The organism is Petrocella sp. FN5, assembly GCF_029210395.1.
Lineage (GTDB): Bacteria > Bacillota > Clostridia > Lachnospirales > Vallitaleaceae > Petrocella.
The window spans coordinates 62,336-84,520 of record NZ_JARGDP010000005.1; the positions used below are offsets into that span (position 1 = coordinate 62,336).

26 protein-coding genes are annotated in these 22,185 nt (G+C 35.7%); 2 read left to right on the top strand and 24 right to left on the bottom strand.

Annotation, left to right across the window (positions count from 1 at the left end; all coding sequences use genetic code 11):
- Nucleotides 1-83: 83 nt before the first annotated feature.
- The 20 genes from ylqF to pta form a co-directional block, all read right to left on the bottom strand.
- Nucleotides 84-941: a ribosome biogenesis GTPase YlqF gene (gene ylqF, locus P0N36_RS02780; protein WP_275841307.1), complete on the bottom strand. Its 858-nt coding sequence runs from the start codon at nt 939-941 to the stop codon at nt 84-86.
- 167 nt (nt 942-1,108) lie between these two features.
- Nucleotides 1,109-1,639, bottom strand: a complete 531-nt coding sequence (lepB, locus tag P0N36_RS02785) for a signal peptidase I (protein ID WP_275841308.1) — start codon at nt 1,637-1,639, stop codon at nt 1,109-1,111.
- Between the two features lie 201 nt (nt 1,640-1,840).
- The gene (gene rplS, locus P0N36_RS02790) at nt 1,841-2,188 is read right to left on the bottom strand and encodes a 50S ribosomal protein L19 (RefSeq protein ID WP_275841309.1); all 348 of its coding nucleotides are present in this window, start codon (nt 2,186-2,188) and stop codon (nt 1,841-1,843) included.
- 78 nt (nt 2,189-2,266) lie between these two features.
- A complete protein-coding gene (trmD, locus tag P0N36_RS02795) occupies nt 2,267-3,010 on the bottom strand; it encodes a tRNA (guanosine(37)-N1)-methyltransferase TrmD (RefSeq protein WP_275841347.1) in 744 nt (247 codons plus the stop codon).
- Entirely contained in the window at nt 3,010-3,516 is a 507-nt protein-coding gene (gene rimM, locus P0N36_RS02800; RefSeq protein ID WP_275841310.1) for a ribosome maturation factor RimM, read from the bottom strand. The genes trmD and rimM overlap by 1 nt, the downstream gene beginning before the upstream one ends.
- Before the next feature lie 129 nt (nt 3,517-3,645).
- Entirely contained in the window at nt 3,646-3,873 is a 228-nt protein-coding gene (locus P0N36_RS02805; RefSeq protein WP_125135491.1) for a KH domain-containing protein, read from the bottom strand.
- Nucleotides 3,874-3,933: 60 nt separating this feature from the next.
- Complete coding sequence (gene rpsP, locus P0N36_RS02810; RefSeq protein ID WP_275841311.1) at nt 3,934-4,176, bottom strand: 30S ribosomal protein S16; 243 nt, start codon at nt 4,174-4,176, stop codon at nt 3,934-3,936.
- 123 nt (nt 4,177-4,299) lie between these two features.
- Nucleotides 4,300-5,649, bottom strand: coding sequence for a signal recognition particle protein (ffh, locus tag P0N36_RS02815; protein ID WP_275841312.1), 1,350 nt, complete (start codon nt 5,647-5,649; stop codon nt 4,300-4,302).
- A 17-nt stretch (nt 5,650-5,666) separates the two neighbouring features.
- Complete coding sequence (gene ylxM, locus P0N36_RS02820) at nt 5,667-6,062, bottom strand: YlxM family DNA-binding protein (RefSeq protein WP_275841313.1); 396 nt, start codon at nt 6,060-6,062, stop codon at nt 5,667-5,669.
- A 95-nt stretch (nt 6,063-6,157) separates the two neighbouring features.
- Nucleotides 6,158-6,547, bottom strand: a complete 390-nt coding sequence (locus tag P0N36_RS02825; RefSeq protein WP_275841314.1) for a VOC family protein — start codon at nt 6,545-6,547, stop codon at nt 6,158-6,160.
- A 119-nt stretch (nt 6,548-6,666) separates the two neighbouring features.
- Entirely contained in the window at nt 6,667-7,689 is a 1,023-nt protein-coding gene (locus tag P0N36_RS02830) for a TRM11 family SAM-dependent methyltransferase (RefSeq protein WP_275841315.1), read from the bottom strand.
- 37 nt (nt 7,690-7,726) lie between these two features.
- Nucleotides 7,727-8,656: a signal recognition particle-docking protein FtsY gene (gene ftsY / locus P0N36_RS02835; RefSeq protein WP_275841316.1), complete on the bottom strand. Its 930-nt coding sequence runs from the start codon at nt 8,654-8,656 to the stop codon at nt 7,727-7,729.
- Between the two features lie 34 nt (nt 8,657-8,690).
- Nucleotides 8,691-12,257, bottom strand: coding sequence for a chromosome segregation protein SMC (gene smc, locus P0N36_RS02840; RefSeq protein WP_275841317.1), 3,567 nt, complete (start codon nt 12,255-12,257; stop codon nt 8,691-8,693).
- 148 nt (nt 12,258-12,405) lie between these two features.
- Nucleotides 12,406-13,092: a ribonuclease III gene (gene rnc, locus P0N36_RS02845; protein WP_275841318.1), complete on the bottom strand. Its 687-nt coding sequence runs from the start codon at nt 13,090-13,092 to the stop codon at nt 12,406-12,408.
- 242 nt (nt 13,093-13,334) lie between these two features.
- On the bottom strand, nt 13,335-13,562 hold the full coding sequence (locus P0N36_RS02850) for an acyl carrier protein (protein WP_275841319.1): 228 nt from the start codon (nt 13,560-13,562) through the stop codon (nt 13,335-13,337).
- Nucleotides 13,563-13,708: 146 nt separating this feature from the next.
- Nucleotides 13,709-14,707, bottom strand: coding sequence for a phosphate acyltransferase PlsX (gene plsX, locus P0N36_RS02855; protein ID WP_275841320.1), 999 nt, complete (start codon nt 14,705-14,707; stop codon nt 13,709-13,711).
- Between the two features lie 92 nt (nt 14,708-14,799).
- Entirely contained in the window at nt 14,800-14,976 is a 177-nt protein-coding gene (rpmF, locus tag P0N36_RS02860) for a 50S ribosomal protein L32 (RefSeq protein WP_330683934.1), read from the bottom strand.
- Nucleotides 14,977-14,979: 3 nt separating this feature from the next.
- The gene (locus P0N36_RS02865; RefSeq protein ID WP_275841321.1) at nt 14,980-15,501 is read right to left on the bottom strand and encodes a YceD family protein; all 522 of its coding nucleotides are present in this window, start codon (nt 15,499-15,501) and stop codon (nt 14,980-14,982) included.
- Nucleotides 15,502-15,719: 218 nt separating this feature from the next.
- Nucleotides 15,720-16,919: an acetate kinase gene (locus tag P0N36_RS02870; protein WP_275841322.1), complete on the bottom strand. Its 1,200-nt coding sequence runs from the start codon at nt 16,917-16,919 to the stop codon at nt 15,720-15,722.
- 28 nt (nt 16,920-16,947) lie between these two features.
- A complete protein-coding gene (pta, locus tag P0N36_RS02875) occupies nt 16,948-17,937 on the bottom strand; it encodes a phosphate acetyltransferase (protein WP_275841323.1) in 990 nt (329 codons plus the stop codon).
- A gap of 328 nt (nt 17,938-18,265) precedes the next feature.
- On the opposite strand from pta, the gene P0N36_RS02880 reads away from it, so the two are divergent.
- The gene (locus P0N36_RS02880) at nt 18,266-19,519 is read left to right on the top strand and encodes a nucleotidyltransferase (RefSeq protein WP_275841324.1); all 1,254 of its coding nucleotides are present in this window, start codon (nt 18,266-18,268) and stop codon (nt 19,517-19,519) included.
- Nucleotides 19,520-19,644: 125 nt separating this feature from the next.
- Nucleotides 19,645-19,977, top strand: coding sequence for a rubredoxin-like domain-containing protein (locus P0N36_RS02885; protein WP_275841325.1), 333 nt, complete (start codon nt 19,645-19,647; stop codon nt 19,975-19,977).
- Nucleotides 19,978-20,156: 179 nt separating this feature from the next.
- Here P0N36_RS02885 and P0N36_RS02890 read toward each other — a convergent pair whose 3' ends face one another.
- The 4 genes from P0N36_RS02890 to rsmD form a co-directional block, all read right to left on the bottom strand.
- A complete protein-coding gene (locus P0N36_RS02890; RefSeq protein WP_275841326.1) occupies nt 20,157-20,471 on the bottom strand; it encodes a rhodanese-like domain-containing protein in 315 nt (104 codons plus the stop codon).
- A gap of 119 nt (nt 20,472-20,590) precedes the next feature.
- Nucleotides 20,591-21,109 carry a hypothetical protein gene (locus tag P0N36_RS02895; protein WP_275841327.1) on the bottom strand — a complete coding sequence of 173 codons (519 nt, stop codon included), beginning with the start codon at nt 21,107-21,109 and terminating at the stop codon, nt 20,591-20,593.
- A 2-nt stretch (nt 21,110-21,111) separates the two neighbouring features.
- Nucleotides 21,112-21,600, bottom strand: coding sequence for a pantetheine-phosphate adenylyltransferase (gene coaD / locus P0N36_RS02900; protein ID WP_275841328.1), 489 nt, complete (start codon nt 21,598-21,600; stop codon nt 21,112-21,114).
- 21 nt (nt 21,601-21,621) lie between these two features.
- A complete protein-coding gene (rsmD, locus tag P0N36_RS02905; RefSeq protein ID WP_275841329.1) occupies nt 21,622-22,179 on the bottom strand; it encodes a 16S rRNA (guanine(966)-N(2))-methyltransferase RsmD in 558 nt (185 codons plus the stop codon).
- Nucleotides 22,180-22,185 lie beyond the last annotated feature (6 nt).

Sequence of the window (22,185 nt, forward strand, 5' to 3'; positions counted from 1 at the left end):
GACTTTTGTATGTGCGTTTAGTAAAACTTTTTTTGTCCCTTTAACCATAATAAGAAATAGGTACTGGAATCAGCACCTATTTCTTATTTATACTCTAATACAGACTCTAAGGTCATTTTGCCTATTTTTCCATTTCTAAATTCATCTAGAAACATTTTAGCCATTCGTGAAACGTCTGGTTCACCACCTGGTTTTAAAAGATGTCTTGTTATGGTTACCGCTTCAAGTAACTCATGACCTTTTTTACCCGCCACATCTGTCATAGGGTATTTATCCATTAACAAATTCGGATATCGATCTCGCATGAATTCTAACGCTAACATTGCCAGACCTTCAGTGTCTAGTATTTCTTCCCGTATGGAGCCAATCATAGCCAGTTTGATTCCTACATTTTGATCTTCAAACTTAGGCCATAACACACCTGGGGTATCTAGAAGTTCAAACTCATTTTTTAACTTCAGCCATTGCTTGCCTTTTGTTACACCAGGCTTGTTACCTGTTTTGGCGCTGGCTTTACCAACCAGTTTATTGATAAATGTACTTTTCCCAACATTAGGAATCCCCACCACCATAGCGCGCATAGGTCTGTTGAGTAAGCCACGTTTTTTGTTACGTTCAATCTTTTCTTTACATGCTAGATTAATAGCTGCAGATACACTTTTTATACCTTTTCCATTTTGTGAGTTCACCTCAACCACAACGTAGCCTTGACCTAAAAAATACTCTGCCCATTTTTTTGTTTCTTTTCCATCGGCCAAATCTACCTTGTTTAGAACGATAATCCTAGGCTTATTCTGGGCAAGTTTAAGTACCTCCGGATTTTGACTGCTAATGGGCACTCTTGCATCTACCAGTTCAATAACCACATCAACAAGTTTTATGTTTTCTTCCATCATTCTTTTTGCTTTGGTCATATGACCTGGATACCATTGTATGTTCATAAAAAACCTCTTATTTCTCTGCATATATAAAGCATAATGAGTGATTACCCACTATGCTTTCCTAGTATCAATTAATTGAATAACTCCATTTCCCTAGGTGTAGGATTTCCAAATGCCTTGCGGCCAACTTGCTAGCCGAAAGCTTAGAACACATCTTGAAATGGTATCTAACCATCAATGGATCCAACTAGTTTTAGCGGCCAAATCCGTACCACCGCTTTTCCAATGATGTCCTTTTTATGTATGGTTCCAACATCTATATAGCGACTGTCTGAGCTATTATTACGGTTGTCCCCCAGTACGAAATATTCATTGGGTGGCACGACAATCGGTAAATTATTTCCATATTCTGTTATTATATCAAAGTTATATTCAGAATCTATTGCTTCACCATTCACTAAAAGCGTACCATTTTGTATGTCTACAGACTCCCCGGGAAGGGCAATGACCCGTTTAATATAATATAACTTAGGCTCATATGGAAAAACAATAATATCATAGCGTTCGATTTCACTAAAACGATAGCTTAATTTATCAACCACCAACTGATCACCATCATGGAGTGTTGGTTCCATCGATTTTCCAACGACATTCGTTTTTTGTCCCAAAAAATTAAAGATTATAAATACAACCAATAGTGCTATGGTAAGGTCCCTAGCCCAACCTATGAGTTCTTTTCTTAATTTGTTCTCTTCCAAGTTTTTACCTTCTTTCATACATTTAACATCGAACTAAAGAATATCTGCCCCTTGTTATGTCATTGTACACCTTTTTCACCTGACAACTCAAGTTATTTTGAAAAATGTAATAAACTTTTCATACAATATATAAGTTATGAAAAAATAAAAGGGCAGTACCAGATGTTGGCCTTACCCTTTTTACTCTCATATAAGATACTCTTATCGAATTAATTCCTTAACCTTAGCGCTCTTACCGATACGGTTTCTTAAGTAATTTAATTTTGCTCTTCTTACTTTACCGCGTCTGATCACTTCGATTTTTTCAATGTTTGGTGAATGTACAGGCCATGACCTTTCAACACCAACACCGTAAGAAATCCTTCTTACTGTAAAGTTTTCTTTGGAACCACCGTTTTGTCTACTAAGAACTGTTCCTTCGAACATCTGAACTCTTTCACGGTTGCCCTCTTTAACTTTTGCATATACACGTACTGTATCTCCAACGTTAAATGACTCTACATTTTCTTTTAATTGAGCTTGCTCAATACCTCTAATAATGTTATTCATTTGAGTATCCTCCTTCCGTCATAGATGTTCATAATATCCGTTTCATAAAAGCGGAACATCCGTAGTCACAGTAAATTACTATAGCATATTTACATCATAATTGCAATATTTTTTCAAGAATTGTTTGTCACTTTCTGTCAAATTAGCATGTGGTAATAAATCCGGTCTTTTTTTATGAGTTCTTAAAAGAGATTGCTCCCTACGCCAGATTTCTATGTTTTTATGATGCCCTGATAATAAGACTTTCGGTACACGCATACCCTTAAAGACTTCCGGCCTTGAGTATTGAGGGTATTCGAGGAGGTAATCATGGAAGCTTTCATGTTCACTAGAGCTATTGTTCTTTAGGACACCAGGGATTAATCTTGCAACAGCGTCAATAATAAGAACAACGGCCATCTCACCACCTGTCAGAACAAAATCTCCTATTGAGACTTCATCTGTCACAATACTGTCAATGATTCTTTCATCAACGCCTTCATAATGACCACATAGAAAAGTCAACTGATCCGCCTGGGCAAATTCTTCGGCCATTGCTTGGTTAAAGGTTTTCCCCTGGGGTGTCAGATAGATTAATCTCGAGGTGCCTTCTTTCTTGACAAGATCTTCATATGCATCTAGGACTGGCTGTGCTTGTATGACCATGCCTGCACCACCACCATATGGATAATCATCCACTGAATTGTGTTTTGAGTCACTAAAGTCTCTAAAGTTAATGGAATTGACTTGAATAATACCTTTTTCCATGGCCTTTCCAATAATGCTATGATTTAAGCTATCCATAACCATGTCTGGGAAAAGCGTCAAGACATTAAACTTCATCACATCAATCCTTCCATGACATAAACCTTCATTTTGTTACTTGCTATGTCCACATCCAGAATACAATCCTTAATGGCAGGTAGTAAGAGTTCTTTGCCGGTTTCAAGGGTAACCACATATACTTCATTACTGCCTGTAAAAAGTACGTCTTTAATAATACCCATATAGACATCTAAGTGGTCATAAACCTTTAAGCCAATTAAATCTTGAACATAATATTCATCTGTCTCCAGTGGCAAAGCTTCTTCTTTGGGAATCTTAATAATGCCTTGTTTTAGACTTTCGGCCATATTCATATCCATTACTTCTTTTAATTCGAGTAAGACGAACTGATGCAAATATTTAACCTTCACCACTGTATAATCAGCCTCTTTACCTCGTGCATCTTCGATCTTAACATTTTTTAACAATTCAAATCGTTTTGGGTCATCTGTGGTTGGAAGCACTTTAATGACACCTTTTACACCATGGGTGTTTGCCACACGACCAATATACATATATTCCATGTTACCACCTTTTTTAACCTTTAGTAAATAAGGCTGTCTCATAAGAAATATCGCTCACAGAACGTATCACTTATAAGACAGCCCATTGATTAGCTTAACTTAATCATTTTTGTAAAAAGTATCAAATGATTAAAGTATTTCTACAACCACACGTTTATCATCTTTGGTTGCAGCTGCTTTGACAACCGTACGAATGGCTTTAGCGATACGACCTTGTTTGCCGATTACTTTACCCATATCATCCGGTGCCACTTTCAATTCCAAAATCGTAGAACGTTCACCTTCAACTTCGTTGACAACAACAGCTTCAGGATGATCCACCAGTGCTTTCGCAATTGCTTCTACTAATTCTTTCATATGCCGACCTCCTACGTAAATGACAGTGCTTATTCGTCCCAAATAGGATCTTTAGACACCTTATTCAACGATACCAGCGATTTTCAAAAGTTTGCTTACAGTTGTCGTAGGTTGAGCGCCTGTGCTAAGCCATTTTTTAGCTATTTCCGCATCGATTTTAAGATCGATTGGATCTTTTGTTGGATCGTAGTAGCCTAATTGCTCAATAAACTTACCATCTCTTGGAGATCTTGAGTCTGCAACTACGATTCTATAAAAAGGAGCTTTCTTTTGTCCTAATCTCTTAAGTCTCATTTTTACCATGTGTTTCACCTCCTTATATTTAATGTTTGATTTTCAATGGCCAACTCATTCTTAGCCTATTTCTATCAATTGTATATAGAAACCACACCTTGGGTATGTACCCGATATGTAGGTATTCATGAATTAAAAGGGCAGATTACCGAACATACCTTTACCGCCACGTCGTCCTTTTTTACCCATCATGCCACTCATTTGTTTCATCATTTTCTTAGATTGTTCAAACTGCTTGATAAAACGGTTCACATCCTGGATTTTGTTCCCTGAACCCGCTGCAATTCTATTTTTCCTGGAAATATTAATTACATTTGGATCATTGCGTTCTTCTACAGTCATTGATAAAATCATAGCTTCCATTTTAGCCATTTCTTTATCATCGATCTGTACGTTTTTCATTTGGGCGCTCATACCCGGAATCATAGCCATCAAATCCGATAAAGAACCCATACTTTTTAGCTGTTGCATCTGTTCTAAAAAATCCTCAAAATTAAATTCTGCTTTTCGAAACTTACGTTCCATTTCAGATGCTTTTTTCTCATCTATATTGCTTTGGGCTTTTTCAATTAAGGTTAATACATCACCCATACCCAATATTCTTGAGGCCATACGCTCTGGATAGAAGACTTCAAGGTCGGACAGCTTTTCTCCCATTCCGGCAAATTTGATGGGCTTTTGCGTAACCGCTTTAACAGATAAAGCCGCACCACCTCTAGTATCACCATCTAATTTTGTAAGGATGACGCCGTCTACACCGATTTTTTCATTAAATAACTCTGCCACATGAACGGCATCTTGTCCTGTCATAGCATCTACAACCAACAATGTCTCTTTTGGTTTCATAACGTCTTTAAGTTCAATCAGCTCATCCATCATGGCTTCATCAATATGGAGTCTTCCGGCTGTATCTAATAGGATTAAATCATGATTGTTTTTATTTCCATGCTCAAGGGCTGCTTTTGCAATGTCAATGGGTTTGTTTTGATTGCCCATAGAAAAAACGGGTATGCCTAACTGTTCACCTACAACCTGAAGTTGTTTAATCGCTGCCGGACGATAAATATCACAAGCAACCAAAAGTGGTTTTTTGCCTTTTTTCTTTAATAAACCGGCCAGTTTTGCTGACGTCGTTGTCTTACCTGCACCTTGCAACCCAACCATCATATAGATTGTTGGTCCACCACCTGTAGTGAATGTGAGTTCAGATTCACCAGAACCCATGAGTGTAACCATTTCTTCATTCACTATTTTTATAACATGCTGTCCGGGTGTTAAGCTTTCCATAACTTCATCCCCGATAGCCCGTTCTTTTACTGTATTAACAAAGTCTTTAACAACTTTAAAGTTGACATCTGCTTCAAGAAGCGCCATTTTTACTTCACGCATAGCGGCTTTGACATCCGCTTCACTTAACTTGCCTTTTTTCTTTAAGTTGTTAAATATATTCTGAAATTTGTCAGATAAACTCTCAAATGCCATGTAAGGCCTCCATTTTTTTACATATCATCCATCATCGCTTGTGTGATGGCCTCAATCTCAGTCAAGCGTTCATCATCCTGACTTACTTTGAGCTTTGAAATGAGCTCATGAATCATCATGGCCCGTTTTTTATTTCTAATGAATCGATGTACAAGCTGTAACTTGCTTTCAAAGTGATGCAGCTGTTGATCGCATCGTTTTAGTGCATCAAACACACCTTGTCTGCTTATATCTAGTTGTTCTGATATTTCACCTAGGGACAAATCATCAAGGTTATAGAGTTGATACAATTGCTTTTGGCGTTCTGTTAGCAATTCTCCATAAAAGTCAAATAATAAAGTTTTTTCGAATACTTGATCCATCATCATCACCACTGTTAAGGTCTTTTCCTTTACAGTGGTATTATAGGACAATATTCATTCTATGTCAAGTTCATTTTTTGATACACTCATAACTATATTTTATGTAAAAGTTCAACTATATAGTTTTTACACTTTACCATGGTTTGTTATACGGTAATTTCCACACAGTTTCCATCCGGGTCCAAAACAAGGCTCTCGTAGTAATTGTCTCCGGTGACTCTTGGTTCACTGGCAATTGTATAGCCATCATATCTTAATTTTTCTGTTATTCTAACCACTTCCATTTCACTTCCGACAGATAAGGCAAAATGTGCCAATCCAAGACATGATAAAAGTTGATGCGCTTCAAGCTCAACAATATCTGGCATGGTCATTAACTCTATTCTGGCACCTTCATCAAAAGAGATAAAATAGGACTCAAATTCTTTTTTCTTATTATGATATTTGTGACCGGCTTTACCCTTAAAATACTGACAATAAAAAGTTTTCATGGCTTCAAGTTGATTGGTCCATATAGCAATATGATTGATTTTCAATTCAACACCTACTTTTCATATGAATACAGGATTAGATTCTTATTCTATCATAACCTAAAGGACTATAAAATTCATCCTTTATATTGAATTTATTTTGGTAAAACTAAGGTATCAAAAACTTAACCCTTATAGGCAATAATAATATCCCTAGTAATGGCTTGAGATACACGATGTACTAAATTGGACATTTCAAGATCTTTCATTACAATATAACCGTGTTCTTCGAATATCTGAATCAGACTCTCTCTTGAATCTGTGTAAGTATTCCAAGAAATGGCCATTGCGCCTCCTTTTTTCAAATAAGGATCCCATGAGGTTAAGCCTTGGTCTAACAGACCACTTAAACCAATTGTTTTTTCTCCTTTTTCTTTGCCACTATGTTGAACGCCATAAGGGAGGTCCGTTACGATTAAGTGGATTGAATTATGACGGAAAGCACCTTCAAAGTTCGTCGTATCGGCTCTTAATACCTTTAATTCCCTTAGTTTCCCTGATTTATATTGATCTTTGTCTTTAGCATATTGTAATTCAAAGGTTTCACCAATGGTCTTACGGTTATGAATTAATTTGCCTCTTTGATTGGTATGTTTAAATCGTGCATCCTTAATATAACGTGTTATGTAAGTACCAAGATCTGCCACGTGTTTTTTATCCTTTTCCACCCCATAGGCATCATAGCCGTTAATCATGGCCTCAAATAACGTTGTTCCCTTGCCACATAAAGGGTCAAGAAGCTTAAGATGAGTTTCATCATAGAAATCCGAATGATATAAGGCTAGATTCATCATCATGCGTGTAATGACCTCATTGGTTTTTCCGTTGTATTTAAGACGTATACTAAGGTCTTCTTCAAAATTCGGTACATACTCAATAAGAATCGGCTTAAATAGATCCTTATCTATAATTTGAAACAAGGCATAGAAAAAGGATAATCTACAGATAGATCTTAGTACATTTGCATTCAATACCATCTCTGACTCAAAGGTCATATAAGTGGCTTTATTAACATTTTGGACCGTCGGTTCACTTTCTAAGAAATTATAGGCCGTTAATAAGGATTTTAATTCAACCTGACACATTTTGACATAAGCATCATGGTAGGCAACATTATAATTGGGGCGCATTAATATGGTATATTTCATAATTCTCCTTAAAGTTACTCTTGTGAAGGCTTACGCCTTACTGTTTAAATAGGGCTTCAATAAATTCTTCAGGATCAAAATCTTGTAAATCATCAATACCTTCTCCTACGCCAATAAATTTAACAGATAGATTCAGTTCCGTCTGTATGGCAATAGCAATACCACCTTTTGCTGTTCCATCCAGTTTAGTCAAAATAATGCCAGTAATATTGGCAACTTCTTTGAATTGTTTGGCTTGTTGTAAGGCATTCTGTCCTGTTGTACTATCAAGAACCAGTAATACTTCTTTATGTGCCTCAGGAAACTCACGATCAATAATCTTATTGATCTTCCCAAGCTCATCCATGAGATTTTTCTTATTATGAAGACGTCCGGCTGTATCACAAATAAGCAGATCAGCTTTTCTGGCTTTAGCTGCAAAAACAGCATCATAAACAATCGCTCCTGGATCTGAATTGGCTTGACCCGCAATAATATCTACATTGGCTCGATTAGACCATTCGGTCAACTGCTCTATTGCAGCCGCTCGAAAAGTATCCGCTGCTGCAAGGACCACCTTCTTGCCTTGAGCTTTATAACGCATAGCCAGTTTACCAATGGTCGTGGTTTTTCCAACACCATTAACACCGATAATCAAAATAACGGATTTTTTCTCTTCGAAACTATAGGCATCATCGGATAAGCACATAATTTCCATTAATTCTTCTTTTAGTAGTTGTTTGACTTCCATTGGATCTTTGATATGCTGTTCTTTTACTTTTATTTTGATATCGGATATGATTCTTAGCGCCGTATGAATACCAAAGTCAGCCATAATCAGTGCTTCTTCCAGTTCTTCATAGAAATCTTCGTCAATATTTGAAAATCCACTTAAAACTTGATCCACACCACCTAGTATATTATCTCTTGTTTTAGTTAGGCCCTCGACCAATTTACCAAAAAAACCTCTTTTTTTATTTTCTGACATAATAACCTTTCTTTCCGGAATACCAATCAATATTTTATTCCAATATATCTTCTAATAATTTAACAGATACCTGTGTTGATATACCTTTTTCCTGCATTGTAATGCCATATAATGCATCACTCACTTCCATAGTGCCTCTCCTATGTGTAATGATGATGAATTGTGTATTGATAGTTAGTTTTTTTAAATACTTAGCAAATCTTTCAACATTAGCATCATCAAGAGCAGCCTCAATCTCGTCAAGTACACAAAAGGGAGATGGCTTAAGACTTTGTATAGCAAAAAGCAGTGCAATGGCTGTAAAAGCACGTTCACCACCTGATAGAAGCATCATACTTTGAAGTTTTTTGCCTGGAGGTTGTACATTAATATGTATCCCTGCATCCAGTACCTGTTCCTCATCAGAAAGTCTTAAAAAAGCCTTACCGCCACCAAAGAGTTCTTTAAAGACTTGTTGAAACTTAAGGTTAATGGCATTAAACTGTTCTCTAAACTGAGATTGCATTTTTTCTTCTAACTCTATAATGACTTTTCTAAGTTCTCTTTCTGCTTCAATTAAGTCTTCTTTTTGTTCGGATAAAAATTGATGCCGTTCATCAACCGCCTTATATTCCGTAATGGCATTGACATTCACATCACCTAGATCCTTAATCTGTGTTTTAAGGGTTTCAATGGATTTCTTGATGGATGACATACTGAGAAGCTGATTTTGTTCTTGCTCTATTATATGATTATAAGTTAACTCGTACTCATCCCACATATATTCCATGAGGCCTTCTTTTTGAGTTTCAAGTTTTGATAAGGTATTTTGAATTCTTACTGCCTCTTTTTCAAGTAATGTTATGTTTTCAGCCAATTCTTCTTGCTTTAGGTACAATTGTTCTTGTTCTTTATTCAGTTGTTGTTTCTCTTCATTTTTTTGCTGAATCTGATTTTGTACGTCATGAATACGCCCATCGAAAGAAGTTATCTCATAACCATAGGTCTTAAGAAGATCTACCTTATTCTTTTGACCGATTGTTGCAGCATGAACATCCGACTCTATTCTTTGGATATCGTCTGTCAATTCACTTATTTCTTCCTTCATTCGTTCTAGATTGCTTTTAGCATTTTGACGTTGTTCATTTAGGGACGCATGTTCAAGACGAATGTTGGTGATGGTTTCAAGTAAGTTTTCTTTTTCCTTCTTTAGATTAAGTGATTTTTCCATCATTTGTTTGACGGTAAATTCTGCTTCATCCTTATTAACCTCATTTTCCATAAGGCTTTTCTCGAGCTCTTTTAACTGAAGGTTCAACTCTTGTTCTTGAACCACAATCTGATCCACTTCAATTCTAAGTTCTTTTAGTTCTTCATCACTTTTAGCTACTTCACTATTTAATTGATGCATTTGAATGTTTTTCCCATTTAATTCAATAGATACTTTTTGGATGCTAGAGAGGATCTCCTCTAATTGTTTATCTAATCCACTTTTTTCTTTTAGCAAATTTTGATAGGTCAAATCCGTTTCCTTAAGTTGCTGGTCCATTTTTTGAATGCGTTCTTTTAAGGTCTCAAGATCCCTTTTTCTAGACAAGAACTGAGTATTATCATTCTTATATGCACCCCCGGTTAAAGAACCACCGGGATTAACCACATCCCCTGTTAAGGTAACAATTCTTAGGGTGTTGTTATATTTTTTGCCCATTGATATTGCGTCATTGATTTCTTCTACAATGATGGTTCGTCCTAGTAAAAAAGATAAAATATCTGAATACTTATCTGATGCTTCTACCAATTCATCCCCATAACCGATAAATCCTTTTTCCATTCGAATTGTTGGATTTTTTTGTACCTTGGGTTTGATATTAGTAATTGGTAAGAAAGTTCCACGACCTGCTTTTTGAGTTTTCAAATATTCTATAAGCCTTTTTGCTGTCGCCTCATCTTCTGTTATAACATTTTGATAATTGCCACCGAGGGCAATTTCAATGGCTTTTTCATATTTTTTTTCTACTTTTAGGATATCAGCAACGACACCACATATCTTATTCTTATAAGAAGGTAAATGTCTTTGTGACATGACTTTTTTAATGCTATGATTGTAACCTTCATATTGATCTGTGATTTCATTTAATGCTTTATGCTTAGACTTTAGATTCTGAAGCTCTGAAACCATAGCATTACGTTTGATTTCTATGCCACTGATTGCCTCCTGCAAACCTATTAAAGAGGCATTTATATCCGTTTTTTCTTCCTCTAGTTTGCGTATTTCAGCTTGATAACCCTCTCTTAAGTCTGTTTCGTCTTTCAAAGTCGTTTTTAATGCTTCTAATGATTTTGCCAATATACTTTGCCTAGCTTCAAGGCTTTCTTTTCTAGACAATGAATTTTCAGTCATTGTATGATACCGTTGCATTTTTGTTTTGATATTGGATATTTCATTAAGCCGCTCTATCATATTGGTTTGAATGATTCCAACAGCATCTTCATCCTTTTGTATAATATCATTAATTTTCTTAAGCTTCATTTCCTGCTCTTTTAAATTACTTTCGCTTTTTTCACTGGTTTCAAAAAGAGAGGCCATATCTTCTTGATATGCTTCAAATGCTTTTTCAATTTTATCTTTTTTTTGCTTTAGAGTACTTATATCCACTTCGAATCTTTTTATATTACTATTTAGATGTGTGATTTGTTCCTGTGTTAATTTAATTTCACTTTCTTTTTTTTCTTTTTGTACCGTCAATTGGGTTGACTGATTCCTTATGACATCAATCTCACTTTCAAGGTTTTCGATTTTTTTTAGAAATTCATTATGCTTTGATTTGTTGAGCTGATAATTTGAACGGACTTGTATGATTTGATCTTCAATGATTTTTACCTTTGCCTCATTTTCACCTAGTTGAACGTTGATTTTTTTTATTTCCATAACAAAACCACCAATCTCATAGGTTTTTAATTCTTCTTTATACTTGAGATAGGCTTTTGCTCTGGTAGCTTGTTCTGTTAAGGTGTCTTTCTGATAGGCTAATTCTGTAATAATATCGTTGATTCTATAGAGATTTTGCTTTTCTTCATCTAATTTTTTTTCTGCATTTTCTTTGCGCTTTTTAAACTTCACAATGCCAACCGCTTCATCAAATAAAGCCCTTCGTTCTTCCGGTTTGTTCGATAGTATTTTTTCAATCTGGCCTTGTCCTATAATAGAATAACCTTCTTGTCCAATACCTGTATCCATAAAAAGCTCTAGTACATCCCGCATCCTACAGGTAGTTCCATTTATTGAATATTCACTTTCACCTGAACGATAGACCCTTCTTGACACGGTTACTTCCGAATAGGCAATAGGAATTTTCATGTCTTGATTATCAATGGTTAAATCAACTTGACAATAGCCTAGGGGCTTTCTAGCTTCGGTACCGGCAAAAATGACATCCTGCATTTTACTGCCACGTAACTGTTTGGCACTTTGTTCACCCAGCACCCACCTAACTGCATCTGCCACATTACTTTTCCCACTGCCATTTGGACCAACAATAGCTGTGATACCTTTTTCAAACTTAAATACCATTTTATTGGCAAAAGACTTAAACCCGTACAACTCTATGCTTTTTAAATGCATGCTGATCTCTCCAAAATGTGATTGCACAGACTTAGCCATTACAATCACGATATTTTAACCATATTTCTTTCATTTAGTTGATTCTTATAATCCATCAATAAAAATTGGACAACTTATAATACGTTTATAAATTGTTCAGAAATTATTGTTAAACAATTTTTTTGATCGCATCAAACGCGGCTTCTTGCTCTGCAGATTTTTTACTTCTTCCAAATCCATGACCAATGGTTTTATCTTCGTGAACGACGATGACTTCAAAAAGCTTGGAATGATCCGGACCTTTTTCACTTACAATAACATATTCAACAGACTGATCACTATTTTTTTGGATGATTTCCTGAAGATGGGTTTTGCTGTCAACAAACAGCTTTCTTTTTTCTACATCCTTTAATAATGTAGATTCAACAAAAATGCGCGCTTCTTCAAGACCACCATCCAAATAAATGGCACCAATTAATGCTTCTACCGCGTCTGACAAAACAGAAGACCTTAATCTACCTCCTGAATTATCTTCACCCTTTCCTAATAGCAAATAATCACCAAGATTGATTTCTCTGGAAAAATTAGCCAGCGTTGGTTCACAAACAATACTGGCTCGAAATTTAGTCAACTCCCCTTCTAACATTTCATCGTACTTCCGAAATAAGAATTCTGATGTAATAATTTCTAGAACTGCATCACCCAAAAACTCCAGTCGTTCATTGTTTTCAAATTTGCTAAGTCGATGTTCATTCGCGTAGGAACTATGGGTTAAGGCTCTTTCAAGAAGTCTTAAATCAACAAATTGATACCCAATAATATCTTGAAATTCTTCAACATCTTTTACTTGGGACATATCTTTTCTCACTTTCTTAAATTGTAATCACAGTTAAATATTATAACATAAACTTATTTCTTTTTCTATTAAATAACAGATTCAAAACCGAATAAGCATCTGCCTATGTGCGGCAGTAATCATATATACTATGTAAGGGTTTTCATGGGACCACCAAATACAATCTACACTACTATAACAAAAAAGAAGCTTCATTAACTGAAACCTCTTTTCTTATATCATCAAATTTCCTTGTTTAAATCTTACCCGTTATTCTTAACCATATTAATTGCATCTCCAACAGTCTGAATACTGTCTAAGGCTTCCTCATCTAATTCAACATCATAGGCATCTTCTACAGCCATAATGATTTGTGCCAAATCAAGAGAATCAATACCAAGGTCATCTGAAAAATTCATATTTTCTTTTAATTCTTCCGGCCCATATGTCGTAAATTCTGCTATGATTTCTAATAATTTACTTTCATCCATAATTAGCTCCTTTCTCATTAAGTTCATCTTTTAGAACCCATCTGAAATGATTAAGATATAAAAACTAAGTTCAATCAAATAATCTTCATTTTAACCATATAATAAAACCATCTTACTATAATTTTTAAACATAATCAACCATAGACTTATAATAATTGTTGTTTAATTTTATCATTCACCTTATGATCTACAAAAGTTTTACATTGTATAATAGCATTTTTAAATGCCTTAGCATTAGAACTTCCATGGGCTTTTACCACTAATGCTTCTAAACCTAATAAGGGTGCCCCTCCATACTCAGTGTAGTCTAACCTTTTCTTCATAGACTTCATGGATTTCTTTATCAGAAGACCACCTATTTTACTCATGGTTGTGGACATAATTGATTCTTTTACCATCCCAAGTAAAGATGCAGCCAAGCCTTCTGTCAACTTTAAAATGACATTGCCTACAAAACCATCACATACAATGACATGGGCCTCACCGGTAGGAATATCTCTGGCCTCTAAATTGCCAATAAAATTCAAAGAAGAATCATTTTTCAACAATGGAAATGTTTCTTTTACTAAAGCATTACCTTTTTTGTCTTCTGAACCATTGTTAACTAAAGCGACTTTAGGGTGCTTAATATCTAGGATGTTCTCATAGTAAATGGACCCCATTTTTGCAAACTGATGTAAGAAATGAGGCTTACTATCCACATTAGCACCACAGTCAATGAGCAAGGTCATACCCTTTTCATTAGGAATCAGCGAACCAAGCGCCGGACGTTCAATGCCTTTCATCCGTCCAATGACCAAAGTTCCACCGGCCAACACAGCACCTGTGCTACCAGCTGATACCAGTGCATCTGCCTTTTTGTCTTTAACAAGATACAAGGCCTTAACTAAAGATGCATCTTTTTTTCTTCGTATGGCAAGGACAGGAGATTCATCATTGGTGATGATTTCTGTTGTATGAATGATTTCCATTCTGTTTTTGTCATAAGACTTATCTTTTAATATTGCACCAATCTTTGTTTCATCACCCGTTAATATCAGATGAATGTCCTCACATGTATTTAGTGCCCAAATAGCACCTTCAACCATGGCATTAGGTGCATCATCACCACCCATGGCGTCAATCACAATCTTCGTTAGTTCCATATTCCGCCTCCTCTTTCCTATGAATTTTCTTAATACTTAAAATAGCGTAACCATTATGGTTACGCTGTTTATATTCATTGGAAAAGTGTAGATTATTTTACCTCTAATACGACTTTGTTCTTATATGTGCCACATTTTTTACAAGCTCTGTGTGACATTACAAGTTCGCCACATTTTGTACACGTGGACAGATTTGGAGCTGTTAATTTCCAATTAGCTCTTCTGCTGTTTCTTCTTGCTTTGGATACTTTACGTTTTGGTACTGCCATGATCTACACCTCCTTAAATCTTTCATTAAATAAATCTTTTAGTCCCGCAAGTCTGGGATCCACATTATCATCTTCGCAATTGCATGCTTCTTGGTTAAGATCAGCACCACATACCTTACAAATGCCTTGACACGATTCATTGCAAAGAACTTTCATAGGCACGTTCATATAGATTTCGTCTAAAGCCAACTTTTTCACATTCAGAATTGAGTTTTTGTAATAATCCTTCATTTCATCGTTTTCAGGATCATCAATATTCTCATTCAATTCTTTTGTAAACCGACCTTCAATCCTAGATATGACTTCATTCATACAACGATTGCAGTACATGACCAACGCTGCTTCAACCTTGCCTTGGGTCAAATATTCGCCTTCACCTAATTGGGTAACTTCAAATTCGATTTTAATGGGCTCACTAATTTCAAAAATCTCTCCACCAAATTCAAGTTGATCCATTTCCAAGGTTCGCCGGATAGTAACATCTTTAACCGTTTGTGAAAACAGTTCCGTTAAATTTATCTGCATGATACCACTCCTTTAGCTGTAAAGCATAATCGCTTTATACCTCGAATAATAACCACATGTAATTATACATATGGCCAAATATTTTGTCAAGGGCAAAATATCATAACAGGAATAAAGCGGCACCTTGAGTTATAATACATAAAGGCAATAACCTAAGCCATTGCCTCTATACAGTATTTTATTTAGAAATACTCAAATTGACACATTAACATTGATATTTAATTTTTTTTGATGAGTTGCTTTGTTTCTCTTGCAATGGCCAGTTCTTCATTCGTAGGTATAACGAGCGATCTTACAGTTGCCCCTTCAGCTGAAAAGTCACGTTCCATAGAACGAACATGATTGAGTTCATCGTCAACCTTAACACCTAAGTAACCTAGGTAATTACATATTTCTTTACGCACTTCATGGTTGTTTTCTCCAAGTCCAGCAGTAAACACAACGGCATCAATGCCATTCATAGCCGCTGCATATGCACCTATATATTTAGCTACTCTAAGATGATAAACATCCATGGACAAAATTGCTTGTTGGTTGCCCTCAGCGATTGCATCTTCAATGTCTCTAAAGTCACTGGAGAACTGTGACAACCCTTTTATACCGGATTCCTTGTTCAGCACATTGATGACTTCATCTAAGGTTAAACCTTCTTTTTCCGCAATAAATTGAACAATAGCCGGATCCAAGTCACCACTACGGGTTCCCATTGCAAGGCCTTCAAGAGGTGTTAAGCCCATACTCGTATCTATTGATTTTCCTTTGTCGATTGCACACACACTTGCACCGTTGCCTAAATGACAAACAACAATTTTCATATCCTCAACATTACGGCCTAAGAACTCCGCTGTTCTATATGCCACATATTTGTGAGAAGTACCATGGAAACCATACTTTCTGATTTTATGCTTAGTATAATACTTATATGGAAGGGCATATAAGTAAGTTTTTGGTTCCATTGTTTGATGGAAGGCTGTGTCAAAAACCGCAACTTGTTTTGTATTTGGCATTAGCACTTCACAAGCATTAATACCAACTAAGTTGGCCGGATTATGTAAAGGCGCCAAGTCACTACATGCTTTAATCGCATCCTTTACTTCTTCCGTAATGATGATAGAAGCTGAGAAAGCTTCTCCTCCATGAACAACCCTGTGACCGACAGCGGCAATCTCATCCATAGAGTCAATAACACCATGTGCTGGATCTGTTAATGTAGCAAGCACAGATTTTACTGCATCCTTATGATCTTTCATTGGTATTTGTAATTTCAACTTATCATGTCCTTTTGGTTTATGCCCAATAAAAGAACCTTCAAAACCAATTCGATCACATATCCCTATTGCTAATACGTCCTCATTTTCCATATTAATCAGTTGGTACTTAACGGATGAACTACCACAATTCAAAACTAAAATATTCATATTTTTGCTCCCTTTTCCTTGGTCATTCTTATTGAGCCTGTACCGCTGTTATAGCAACGACACCGACAATATCTTCAGCTGTACAACCTCTTGATAGATCATTGACAGGTTTTGCGATTCCTTGTGTAATGGGTCCATATGCATCAGCTTTAGCAAGTCGTTCTGTTAACTTGTAACAAATATTCGCCGCATCAAGATCTGGGAATACAAGTACATTGGCTTTACCGGCAATCTCATTACCAGGTGCCTTTGCAGCACCTATACTTGGTACAATGGCTGCATCTGATTGGAATTCTCCATCAATTTTGTATTCCGGGTAAAGTGATTTTGCAATTCTGGTGGCTTCAACAACTTTATCTACATCTGGGTGTGAAGCACTTCCTTTAGTTGAGTGGGATAACATACCTACTATGGGTTCAACACCCACTAGATTTCGAAAAGATTTTGCAGAACTTCCCGCTATGGTAGCAAGTTCTTCTGCATCCGGGTTTTGAACCAATCCACAATCTGAATAAATAAAAGTACCTTGATGTCCAAATTCGCAATTAGGCACTACCATAACAAAGAAAGAAGAAACAAGTTTTGTGTTGGGTGCTGTTTTTAAGATTTGAAGGGATGGTCTTAAAACATTGGCTGTTGAATTAACAGCTCCGGCTACCATGCCGTCTGCATAACCCATTTTAACCATCATGACCCCTAAGTATAGTGCATCCGTCTTTAAGATTTCCCCTGCTTTTTCTAAAGTCATGCCTTTTTGTTCTCGAAGTTCCACCAACTTAGCAATATAGGTATCCATTTGCTCAAAAGAATTCGGATTAATAATCGTTGCGCCTGAAATATCAAGGTTCGTTGCCACGCTATTAATTTCATCCTCATCACCGATTAAAATAACATCACAAATGTCTTCGGTTAATATTTGTGCTGTGGCTTCAAGTGTTCTTATTTCCATACTTTCAGGTAATACGATGGTTTTTCTTGATTGTCTTGCTCTGTCTTTAATTGTTTCAATAAAACTCATTTTTTGCCCCTTTCAGATTGGCTCATTTATTACGTTATAATTGCAAAGACCATTGACTCTAAGCACTTAATCGTTGCTTACAGTTAATGATCATTGTTCACGTTGATGCATTCGTAATTGAATATCGTTTATAAAAGTTCAACTAAATAGTTTTGATGCCTTAACCATATATCTAATTATATACTTTGTGTTCATTGTATACAATCCTTTTTTAGGTTTTTGTTGTTTTTTTTATAAACATTGACAGGTTAATGGGTTAAACTATATAGCCATATAAGTCTGGACTATGATATACTTTTCTAAAGCGTACTTAAAAAGGATGGTAATTATGAATATATGTGGAATTGTCACCGAATACAACCCCCTTCATTTGGGCCATGCATACCAAATTCAAGCAGCTAGAACAACAACTGAAGCTCAAGGCGTTGTTTTGATTATGAGCGGCAATTTTGTCCAACGTGGTGAGCCGGCTATTATTAATAAATATGCAAGAACTCAAGCAGCGCTCCATACGGGTGTGGATTTGGTCATTGAGCTTCCTACTTATTTTGCCACTTCCAGTGCTGAGTATTTTTCACATATGGCAATCAAACTATTACAGGCAACAGGAATCACAACACATTTGAATTTTGGAAGTGAATCCGGGTCCATAGATGCTCTTGTTAAGATAGCAGAAGTTCTCTATAAAGAACCTATTGGATTTCGATTTCTTCTTAATGAATATTTAGGCAAAGGGGATGCTTTTCCTAAAGCAAGAGAAAAAGCCTTACTAAAATATGTTAAGAACCATCATCTGATGTCGACTGATCAGGCTTTATCTATTAAAACGCCGAACAATATTTTGGGTATTGAATACATAAAAGCTTTACTAAGGCAAAACAGCAAAATCATACCAACCACCATTAAACGTATTGGATCTGAGTACCATGATGATGACAGTAAGACAACAATCCCTTCTGCAACTGCTATCAGAAAGTACTTACGTGAGCATGACCATTACAAGCCTTTATCCAAAAAACTTCCTCTATATTCTTATAATACCTTGGAAAATGTTATCATTTCTAGCGAAGGTCCCATCTTCTACGATATGATATTCCCTTTTCTAAAATATAAAATTCTTACAAGTACACCTGAAGTCTTGCGTACTTATCAGGATGTAAATGAGGGTCTTGAAAATAAAATTATTGAAGCGGCTTTGCATGCCTATGATTATGAAAGTTTGGTAGATAGAATCCTATCAAAACGTTATACAAGAACTAAAGTTGCAAGAGCATTATTGCATATTTACCTGGGTCACGAACAAAAAACATTTGAAGTACTAAATACCGAAATGAAGCCCTATCTTAAGGTCTTGGGTTTCAATCCAAAAGGTCAAGAGATGTTGAAAGCTATTAAAAAATATGATGAAAATCTACCGATTATTGTCAACACACGCCAAGGCTGCAAGCAATTAGACGACCTACAACTGCTGTCTTATAAGGCTGATTTAAATAGCACACTGCACTACAATCATCTTATTCATTTTTATTATGGTACAAAAATGGAAAATGAATATGAGACACCCATTATTCGATTACCATAATAATAATGGTCTACCTATTCTTCTCATATGTGATATAATAAGTTGAAACATTAACTCAGATTATGGTATCAGAAATGCGTTTTGCTACCTTAATCAATTATAAGTTTAATTAAGGAGGTAACTAAATGAATCTATTTAAATGTACAGTATGTGGCTTTGTGTATGAAGCGGATGAAGCATTGGATTTTTGTCCAAAATGTGGTGCACCTAAAGAAAAACACGTTGTTTTATCTGAAGAAGATGCTAACAAGATTTACGCTTCTGATGAATCCAATGATCTTCATATGGAATTGGTAAATCTTGCTGCAACTATGATTGACTTAAGCGAAGCCGGAATTGAAATCGGCCTTGACCCAGGTTGTATTGATGTTTTTGAAAAAACCATTAAAATGGCATGGGAAATTAAAGCTCTTGCAAAAGCAGAACTTGGAATCCACATGAGCAAAGGTAAATGGTAGTCTATACTCTATAAAATAAGGCTCTATGTCAAAAAAATATGCGACAAAAAAGTCTCTAAGTGAATAAGCTTAGAGACTTTTTTGACAGCTGAAGTTGGATTCTCTTTTTGAAGACCAAACTAAAACGGACTCAACATCCTGAGCAGAGCTCATAACGAAGCAAAGCTTCTTTTCTTGTATTATACTGTTTTATAACGCCATCCCATCATACCACCAACCATATTATAGGTATCATAACCTTCTTTTCCTAGAAACTTAGAAGCGCTGGTACTTCTTGCGCCACTGGCACAAACTACAATCACTTTCTTATTCTTATCAACCTCATTAATTCGACTTGGTATCGTTGATAACGGAATAAGTTTGGCAGTTTCAATATGACCGGCTGCATACTCATATTGTTCTCTTACATCAATAATCTGTACGTCTTTATCCATCATGATTTTGTTTACTTCGTCTGATGAAATAGTCTGATAATTTTTCTTTAATAAATTCATAATACACCTCTATATTTGTTTACCTGCTTAACAGGTTTATTTTATATCTATATATTACAATATAAAGGTTTATATGTCAATACTATATTTATAATTTGTGATATAAGGTTCTTACTTACTTATTCATTCAATTTGTTTTTGCTCATAATCAATTCTTCTCTGTTGTTAGCCATAACTTTTACTTGCTGACTGATATAATTTTCAAACTTACCATAATGAATATTCGTCTGTTCTACTGTATCTCGCATTGCATATTCCATTTGCTCAACCAATTCTTCCACATACTCATATGCACCAACTTTAATCTCTTTGGCTGTTTGATTGGCTGCCTCAATGATTTCTTGCGCTTTTTTTTCTGCTTTTCTACTTATTTCATGATCATCGATCAACTCATTGACCCTTGCTGAAGCTTTGTTCAGGGCATGATCCGCTTCTTTTCTTGAATCTTCGATAATACGTTCTTTTTCCTCAAGAATTCTTTGTGAGCGTTTGATTTCTTCAGGTAACTTCAACCTTAAATCTGTCATGAATTCATATACCACTTCCATATCCACAATGATTTTATTGGAAAAAGGCATTGTTTTACATTCTTCAAAATAACCTTCCATTTCGTCAATTAAATTAAATACATCACTCATACTCATACCTCCATACTCTCATATTTATCTTTTAAATAGGTGACGGTTATTGGATGAACCATCTGACTAACATCGCCACCATACAAAGCAACCTCTCTTACAACACTGGAACTTAGAAACGAGTACTCATTTTTTGTTACAAAAAAAATGGTTTCAATATTAGGATTTAAACTATGGTTCGTTTGGGCTAACTGTATTTCAAATTCAAAATCAGATACAGCTCTAAATCCTCTTATTATAAGATTTGCTGATACTTTTTCCATAAAATCTACCAACAATCCAGAAAAGGACCTGATTTCTACATTAGGAAGATCCTGAGTCAAGGCTTCTAGTAATTTCACACGTTCATCTATTGTGAATAAACTCGACTTATTGACATTGTTTAACACACCTACTATCAAATGTTCCACTTGACAGGCACTTCTTTTAATGATGTCTAAATGTCCATTGGTGGCCGGATCAAAGCTTCCGGGATATACCGCTGTTTTCACTATGTCACATCCTTACATAATCTATGATTTTCTTATAAAGCTAAACTTACATGTATTATAGATTCGTTCTTTGAAGATTTCATAAGTTTTTAGACCTTCAATGAAAGACATATCCGTTTTCAAACTGCTTTCGCATACCATTATACCATCATCTTTTAACAAATCATATCCATGGATTTGCGAAATCGTAACTTCTTCTAGACCTTGGTCAAAAGGCGGGTCCAAATAGATTAAATCAAACTGGGTACCATGATTGCCTAAATCCATCAAAGCTTTGCTATAATCATACTTCATAATCTCCGCTTTTTCAAATAGTTTTGTGAAATTTAGATTTTTCTCAATACAAATTATGGCTGTTTTATGGTTTTCTACAAACACACAACCGGCTGCACCTCGACTTAGTGCCTCTATTCCTATACTGCCGGTTCCACTAAACAAATCCAATACGTTTGAACCAACTACATAGGGTCGAATGATATTAAAAACTGTTTCTTTGTAACGATCTGTTGTCGGCCTTATATCCTTACCTTCCGGAACACTTAAAGGTAAAGATCTAGCACTTCCTGCTATCACACGCATAAGATA